General features: G+C 67.0%; 6 protein-coding genes. 4 read left to right on the top strand and 2 right to left on the bottom strand.

The features are described 5' to 3' along the window. Window positions 1-2 precede the first annotated feature (2 nt). A complete protein-coding gene (locus RMO40_RS11980; RefSeq protein ID WP_309721148.1) occupies window positions 3-1,304 on the top strand; it encodes a TAXI family TRAP transporter solute-binding subunit in 1,302 nt (433 codons plus the stop codon). Here RMO40_RS11980 and RMO40_RS11975 read toward each other — a convergent pair. Together RMO40_RS11975 and RMO40_RS11970 are read right to left on the bottom strand one after the other, a co-directional pair. Then, on the bottom strand, window positions 1,301-2,023 hold the full coding sequence (locus tag RMO40_RS11975; RefSeq protein ID WP_309721146.1) for a DUF4386 family protein: 723 nt from the start codon (window positions 2,021-2,023) through the stop codon (window positions 1,301-1,303). The genes RMO40_RS11980 and RMO40_RS11975 overlap by 4 nt on opposite strands. Then, window positions 2,020-2,598: a flavin reductase gene (locus tag RMO40_RS11970; protein WP_309721143.1), complete on the bottom strand. Its 579-nt coding sequence runs from the start codon at window positions 2,596-2,598 to the stop codon at window positions 2,020-2,022. The genes RMO40_RS11975 and RMO40_RS11970 overlap by 4 nt, the downstream gene beginning before the upstream one ends. A gap of 64 nt (window positions 2,599-2,662) precedes the next feature. Between RMO40_RS11970 and RMO40_RS11965 the strand changes: the two genes are divergently transcribed. The 3 genes from RMO40_RS11965 (at window position 2,663) to RMO40_RS11955 (ending at window position 6,265) form a co-directional block, all read left to right on the top strand. Then, window positions 2,663-4,081, top strand: a complete 1,419-nt coding sequence (locus tag RMO40_RS11965) for an FAD-dependent oxidoreductase (protein ID WP_309721140.1) — start codon at window positions 2,663-2,665, stop codon at window positions 4,079-4,081. A 77-nt stretch (window positions 4,082-4,158) separates the two neighbouring features. Beyond that, a complete protein-coding gene (locus RMO40_RS11960; protein ID WP_309721137.1) occupies window positions 4,159-5,967 on the top strand; it encodes an aminopeptidase P family protein in 1,809 nt (602 codons plus the stop codon). A gap of 121 nt (window positions 5,968-6,088) precedes the next feature. After that, entirely contained in the window at window positions 6,089-6,265 is a 177-nt protein-coding gene (locus RMO40_RS11955) for a hypothetical protein (RefSeq protein ID WP_309721134.1), read from the top strand. The last annotated feature ends 40 nt before the right edge of the window (window positions 6,266-6,305 follow it).

Genomic DNA, 6,305 nt, shown 5'->3' with positions numbered 1-6,305 from the left:
ACCTGCTGGTCACCGCCGGCCCCTTCATCGTGCTCACGCTCATGCTGCTGGGCGTGGCCTACTGGGTGCTCGATCCGACGCCACCCAAGAAGGTGGTGCTGGCCACGGGTGTCGAGCAAGGCGCTTACGCCGAGTTCGGCAAGCGCTACGCCGAGCTGCTCAAGCGCCACGACATCACGGTGGAGTTGCGCACCACCGCCGGTGCCGCTGAAAACTTGAAGCTGCTGAACGACCCCAACTCGGGCGTCGACATCGCTTTTGTGCAAGGCGGCGCGGGTGAAAAAGACCGCCCCATCGACGAAGAAGAAGGCGAAGCCCTGGTCTCGCTGGGCAGCCTGTTTTACGAACCGGTGTGGCTCTTCTACCGGGAAGACTCGGCCAAGCGCCTTTTAAAAGGCCCCACCCTCGCCAGCCTGGCGCAACTGCCCGGCTGGAAGGTCAACATCGGTGCGCCTGGCAGCGGAGTGCCCAACCTGATGCGCAAGCTGCTCGATGCCAACCGTGTCGACCAGGCCGCCATCACGCAGCTGCGCGAACCGCAGACCCCGGCCGTGATGGGTTTCCTGAACGGCGACATCGACGCCATCGCATTCGCCTCGGCGCCCGAATCGCTGATGGTGCAGATGCTGCTGCAAACCCCGGGCGTCAAGCTCTTCAACTTTGCCCAGGCCGACGCCTACTCGCGACGCTTTCCCTTCATGAGCCCGGTGACCCTGCCGCGCGGCGTGGTCGACCTGGCCGGCGACCAACCGCCCGACGACGTGCGCCTGGTCGCACCCACCGCCTCGCTGGTGGCGCGCAAAGACACACACCCAGCGCTGATCCAGCTCTTTGTGCAGACGGCGCACACGGTTCACGGTGAGTCTGGCTGGTTCCAGCGCAAGGGCGACTTCCCCAACGCCAAGAACACCGAGCGTCCACTGGCCGCGGAAGCGCAGCGCTTTTATGCGGCTGGCGTGCCGGTGCTGCAGCGCTTCCTGCCCTTCTGGCTGGCCAACTTGATCGACCGCATGTGGGTGGTGCTGGTGTCGATCGTCGCCATCCTGATCCCGCTGTCGCGCGTGGTGCCGCCGCTCTACCAGTTCCGCATCCGCTCGCGCATCTTCCGTTGGTACAAGCAGCTGCGCGCGGTCGAAGACGAACAAGGCACCCGCCCCGCCGACGAGCTGCTGAAAGAGCTGGGCGAGATCGAACACAACGTGGAGCAGGTGTCGGTGCCGCTGAGCTATGCCGACGAGTTGTACTCGCTGCGCAGCCACATCCACATGGTGCGCAAGAAGTTGCTGGCGGGAACGGCGGGTTAGCGACTCGAGCGCTGCTGCCAGCGCTCGGTGTTCACGCCTTTGAAGATCAACCACAGACAAAACGCCAGCTCCCCCATGAAGGCCGGCACCAGCACGCCCGGGAAGATGGACGCAGCGAACGCAGGAGCGAGCAGCAACGCGAAGCTGTTGACGAGGTAGCTCAGCCCGGCCACAAAGATCAAAGCGCCCAGTGCCTTGGGCCAGAACCCCGACCTCCAGATCAGGACGCCCCGCACCAGGCACGCCAAGCCGAAGAAGATGAGCCCGATGCCAAAGCCATGGGCGTGCACGTCGATGGCCAGAACCGACATCGCGTGAAGCTGCTCGGTTGAAAACGCCTTGAGATGAGCGGCATCCCCCAGCAGGAACAGCGGCACCATCAGGTTGAGCTTGTTGACGACCAGGACGGCCGTCTGCACCAGGTTGAGCAGGGTCGCCAGCAAGGCCAGGCTCTTGCTCACCGGCCGCAGCAACACGTAGAAGATCAGGATCACCGGCACATCGAGCACCTGCATCAGCAAGTCGCCCACGATGCCGGCCCGCCAGAGTTGCGGTGACGCTGCGATGGCCCGCGCGGTGGCGCTCGCATCACCCGGCACGACGAGCTGGGCTCTGACGTAGAGCTCGCCAAACATGCCCAAGAGAATGATGGCCAGGTACATGACGCCGGCCAGGCGCGCGTAGCGCTGCGGTGAGCGCTCGATGGCCGAGATCGTCATGTCAGCAGCGTGGCTTGCACGCTCTTCGCCGGCCACGCAAAGTGGCCGCCGCCCAAGTGGTGCAGCGTGTGCAGCTCGGTGTTGTCGTCACGAAACGACCAGCGGCCTTGCGCGAACACCCGCGAGTCGGCCTGGGCCGACACCACCTCGCCGAAGCAGGTGTCGTAGGCCTCTTCGGTGTGCCGCTCGGGGATCAGCCGGCATTCGAGCCAGGCCACGCAACCAGCCACCAGCGGCAGGCCGAGCACGGGGCTGTCGAAGGCTTCGATGCCAAAGCGGTCGAACTTGTCCGGTGCCGCTGTGTCGCGGCCGGACACGCTGCCCACCGTGTAGGTGGCGTCGAGCAGGTTGCGGCAAGGAATGCTGAGCGTGAAGCCCCCACTCGCCATGATCAGCTCGCGGGTGTAGGTGCTCTTGTCAACCACCACCGCCACCCGCGGGGGCGTGAACTCGACGGGCATCGACCAGGCCGCGGCCATCACGTTGCGGCGCCCCGCGTAGGCGCTGCCCACCAGCACGGTGGGGCCATGGTTGATGAGGCGGCAGGCATGGGCGAGGTCAACGGGATGTTTCATGCCTGCAGTCTAGAACGCAGAATCAGCCTCAGTCGCCAGCACGCCGATACTCCGGCCTACAACCATGAAACCCCGCCCCAACAACAAACCCCAGGTGCTGATCATCGGCTGCGGCTTCGGCGGCCTCGAAGCCGTGCGCGCGCTGTCGAAGGCGCCCGTCAACATCACCCTGATCGACCGCACCAACCACCACCTGTTCCAGCCGCTGCTCTACCAGGTGGCCACCGCAGGCTTGAGCGCCCCGGCGATCTCGGCGCCCATTCGCCACATCCTGCGCAAGGAAATGCGTCGCGGCAACCTCACCGTGCTGCAGGCCGAGGTGACCGGCATCGACGCGGCCGACCGATCGGTGATGCTCGACGACGGCGAGCGCATCGACTACGACCACCTCATCGTAGCGGCCGGCGCCACCCACAACTACTTTGGCCACGACGACTGGGCGCCACATGCGCACGGCCTGAAGACGCTGGCCGATGCCTTTCACATCCGCGCCCGCGTGATCGGCGCCTTCGAGCGTGCCGAGCGCTGCGCCGACCCGATCGAGCGATCCACCTGGATGAGCTTCGTGGTGGTCGGTGCCGGCCCCACCGGCGTCGAGATGGCGGGCACGCTGAGCGAGATCGCACAGCACACCTTGTCGCAAGAGTTCCGCCACATCGACTCAAAGCACGCACGCGTGGTGCTGCTCGAAGGCTCTGACCGCGTGCTGGGCAGCTTCGTGCCCGAGCTGCAGCAGCGCGCCCGCGAGCAACTCAAGCGCCTGCGGGTCGACGTGCGCACCGGCTGCAAGGTGCTGGCGATCAACGACATGGGCGTGAGTTACGGCTCGCGCGAAGGCGATGTCGACCTGGTGCACCACGTGCCCACCCACACCGTGATCTGGGCCGCCGGTGTGGCCGGTGTGCCGCTTGGGCGCACGCTGGCCGCAAGCGCCGAAGCCATGCTCGACCGCGCCGGTCGTCTGGTGGTGGGCCCCGACCTGAGCCTGCCGGGTCACCCCGAGATCAGCGTCATCGGTGACTTGGCCGCGGCGCAAAGCCACGGCCCTGGCGCACCCACGCCCGTGCCCGGCGTGAGCCCGGCCGCCAAGCAGATGGGCCGGCTGGCCGCCGCCAACCTGCTGCGCCGCCTGAAGGGCGAGGCGCCTGTCGCCTTTCGCTACCGCGACTACGGCAACCTGGCCACCATCGGCCGGCGCGCGGCGGTGGTCGACCTGTCGGTGCCGGTGTTCGGCGCGCTGCGCTTCTCGGGCTTTTTTGCGTGGCTGTTCTGGCTGTTCGCGCACATCTATTTCTTGATCGGTTTTCGCAACCGACTGTTCGTGATGATCGACTGGGCCTGGTCGTACTTCAGCTTCGAGCGGCATGCGCGTGTGGTGGCCGAGCCGGTGTGGGCCGATGCCCAGCCCACCCAGCCACCATTGCCGGACAACCCGGACACGCAGCCTTTGGCCCAGGCCACACAGGGCCGGCGAGGCTCCTAGAATGAAACGAACCTGACCCACCGCAGCTCGGCCAACCCCACACGGGCCTGCCGCGCGGCACCACCGGACCGCCACCCATGGACACCCGCACCTCCCCCATCCGCCTGCGCCTCGAACGTGTGCGCGACGCACTCAAGCAGCAGCAACTCGCCGCCGTGCTGGTGCCCTCCAGCGACCCGCATCTGTCTGAATACCTGCCCGAGCGCTGGCAGGGGCGGCAGTGGCTCTCGGGCTTCACCGGCTCGATGGCCACGCTGGTGATCACGCCAGACGAAGCCGCGCTGTTTGCCGACAGCCGCTACTGGGTGCAAGCCGAGGCCGAGATCGCCGGCACAGGCATCACCCTGGTGAAGATCCCCACCGGCACCGCCACCCACCACCTCGACTGGCTGGCCACGCACGTGAGCGCCGGGCAAACCGTCGGTGTTGACGGCAGCGTGCTCGGCCTGGCTTCGGCGCAAGCGCTGCAGGCCACGCTCGCCAAAGCGGGCGTGAAACTGCGCACCGATTTCGACGTGCTCGACGCCGTCTGGCCCGAACGCCCCGGCCTGCCCGATGCGCCGGTCTATCAACACCTGGCACCGCACGCGCCACTGTCGCGCGCCGCCAAGCTGACGCAGGTGCGCGAGGCATTGGCCCGCCACGGCGCCACCCAGCATTTCGTCTCGACGGTCGACGACATTGCCTGGATCTTCAACCTGCGTGGCTCCGACGTGAGCTACAACCCGGTGTTCCTGGCCCACGCCTTGATCACGCTGCATGGCGCCACCTTGTTCGTGGCCGACGGCAAGGTGCCGGCCGACGTGAAGGCCGCGCTGGTGGCCGATGGCGTGCAGCTCGCGCCCTACGCCCAGGCCGCCACCGCACTGAAGGCGCTGACGCCGCAAGACGTGCTGTTGATCGACCCACGCCGCGTGACGCTCGGCCTGCGCGAAAACGTGGCCACCAGCGTGCGTGTGGTCGAGGCCATCAACCTCAGCACCTTGTTCAAGAGCCGCAAGAGCGCTGCCGAAGCCGGCCACATTCGCGAGGCGATGGCGCAAGACGGTGCGGCCATGTGCGAGTTCTACGCCTGGTTCGAACAGGCGCTGGGCCAGGAGCGCATCACCGAGCTGACGGTCGATGAACACTTGAGCGCAGCGCGCGCCAAGCGCCCCGGCTTCGTGGGCCTGAGCTTCAACACCATCGCCGGCTACAACCCGAACGGCGCGATGCCGCACTACCGCGCCACACCCGAGTCCCACGCCGTGATCGAAGGCAACGGTTTGCTGCTGATCGACTCCGGCGGCCAGTACCTCGGCGGCACGACCGACATCACCCGCGTCTGGCCCATCGGCCAGATCACACCCGCCCACCAGCGCGACTACACCCTGGTGCTCAAGGGCACGATCGCGCTCAGCCGCACACGCTTCCCGCGCGGCACGCTCTCGCCCATGGTCGACGCCATCGCCCGCGCGCCGCTGTGGGAACAAGGCCTCGACTACGGCCACGGCACCGGCCACGGCGTGGGCTATTTCCTCAACGTGCACGAGGGCCCGCAGAGCATCTCCAAAGCGACCCCCGAGCCGCACATGGCGATGGAGCCCGGCATGGTCACCAGCATCGAGCCTGGCCTGTACCGGCCCGGGCAGTGGGGCATCCGCATCGAGAACCTGGTGCTCAACGTGCCGGCCGACACACCTGAGGGTGGTGCCTTCGGTGAATTTCTGGAGTTCGAGACGCTCACGCTGTGCCCCATCGACACACGTTGCATCGACCGCAGCCTGTTGCGCGCCGACGAAGTCGATTGGCTCAACCGTTATCACGTGACGGTGCGTGAGCGCCTGGCGCCGCTGGTGCGTGGTGACGCGCTGGCCTGGCTGAACGAGCGCACCCAGGCGATCTGACCATCGGCCGCCAACGCGCCCCATGCCGCGTTTTCCGCAGGCCGTCGCAATCCGGTGGGCAAGGCAGGTGCGCCTGCATAAAGTTCACTCCAACGCAACACACCACCGCTTGGAGCCCACCATGATCGAACGTTTCATCGCCCCCGCCCTGACCTTCACCGTGCTGATTGCCGGCCACCTGGCCATCGCGATGGCGATGTTCGGCTCGCCCGCCAAGCAGCCCGCTGAAGCGCTGGTGGCTAAAACCCCGGTGATCCAGTTGGAAGCCGTGGTCATCACCGGCAAGCGCACTTCCTGACCGATTGACATGGCTGGCCGGAGGCGGCCGACCCGGTGAC

Source organism: Rhizobacter sp., from assembly GCF_031412075.1.
Lineage (GTDB): Bacteria > Pseudomonadota > Gammaproteobacteria > Burkholderiales > Burkholderiaceae_C > Rhizobacter.
Note: the sequence above shows the minus strand (reverse complement) of the source record. Positions and strands in the feature narration are given on the sequence as shown.

Bases quoted from the DNA above. Each gene is read 5' to 3' on its own strand.
- RMO40_RS11975 (WP_309721146.1), bottom strand. From the start codon at position 2,023: ATGACGATCTCGGCCATCGAGCGCTCACCGCAGCGCTACGCGCGCCTG.
- RMO40_RS11970 (WP_309721143.1), bottom strand. From the start codon at position 2,598: ATGAAACATCCCGTTGACCTCGCCCATGCCTGCCGCCTCATCAACCAT.
- RMO40_RS11965 (WP_309721140.1), top strand. From the start codon at position 2,663: ATGAAACCCCGCCCCAACAACAAACCCCAGGTGCTGATCATCGGCTGC.
- RMO40_RS11960 (WP_309721137.1), top strand. From the start codon at position 4,159: ATGGACACCCGCACCTCCCCCATCCGCCTGCGCCTCGAACGTGTGCGC.
- RMO40_RS11955 (WP_309721134.1), top strand. From the start codon at position 6,089: ATGATCGAACGTTTCATCGCCCCCGCCCTGACCTTCACCGTGCTGATT.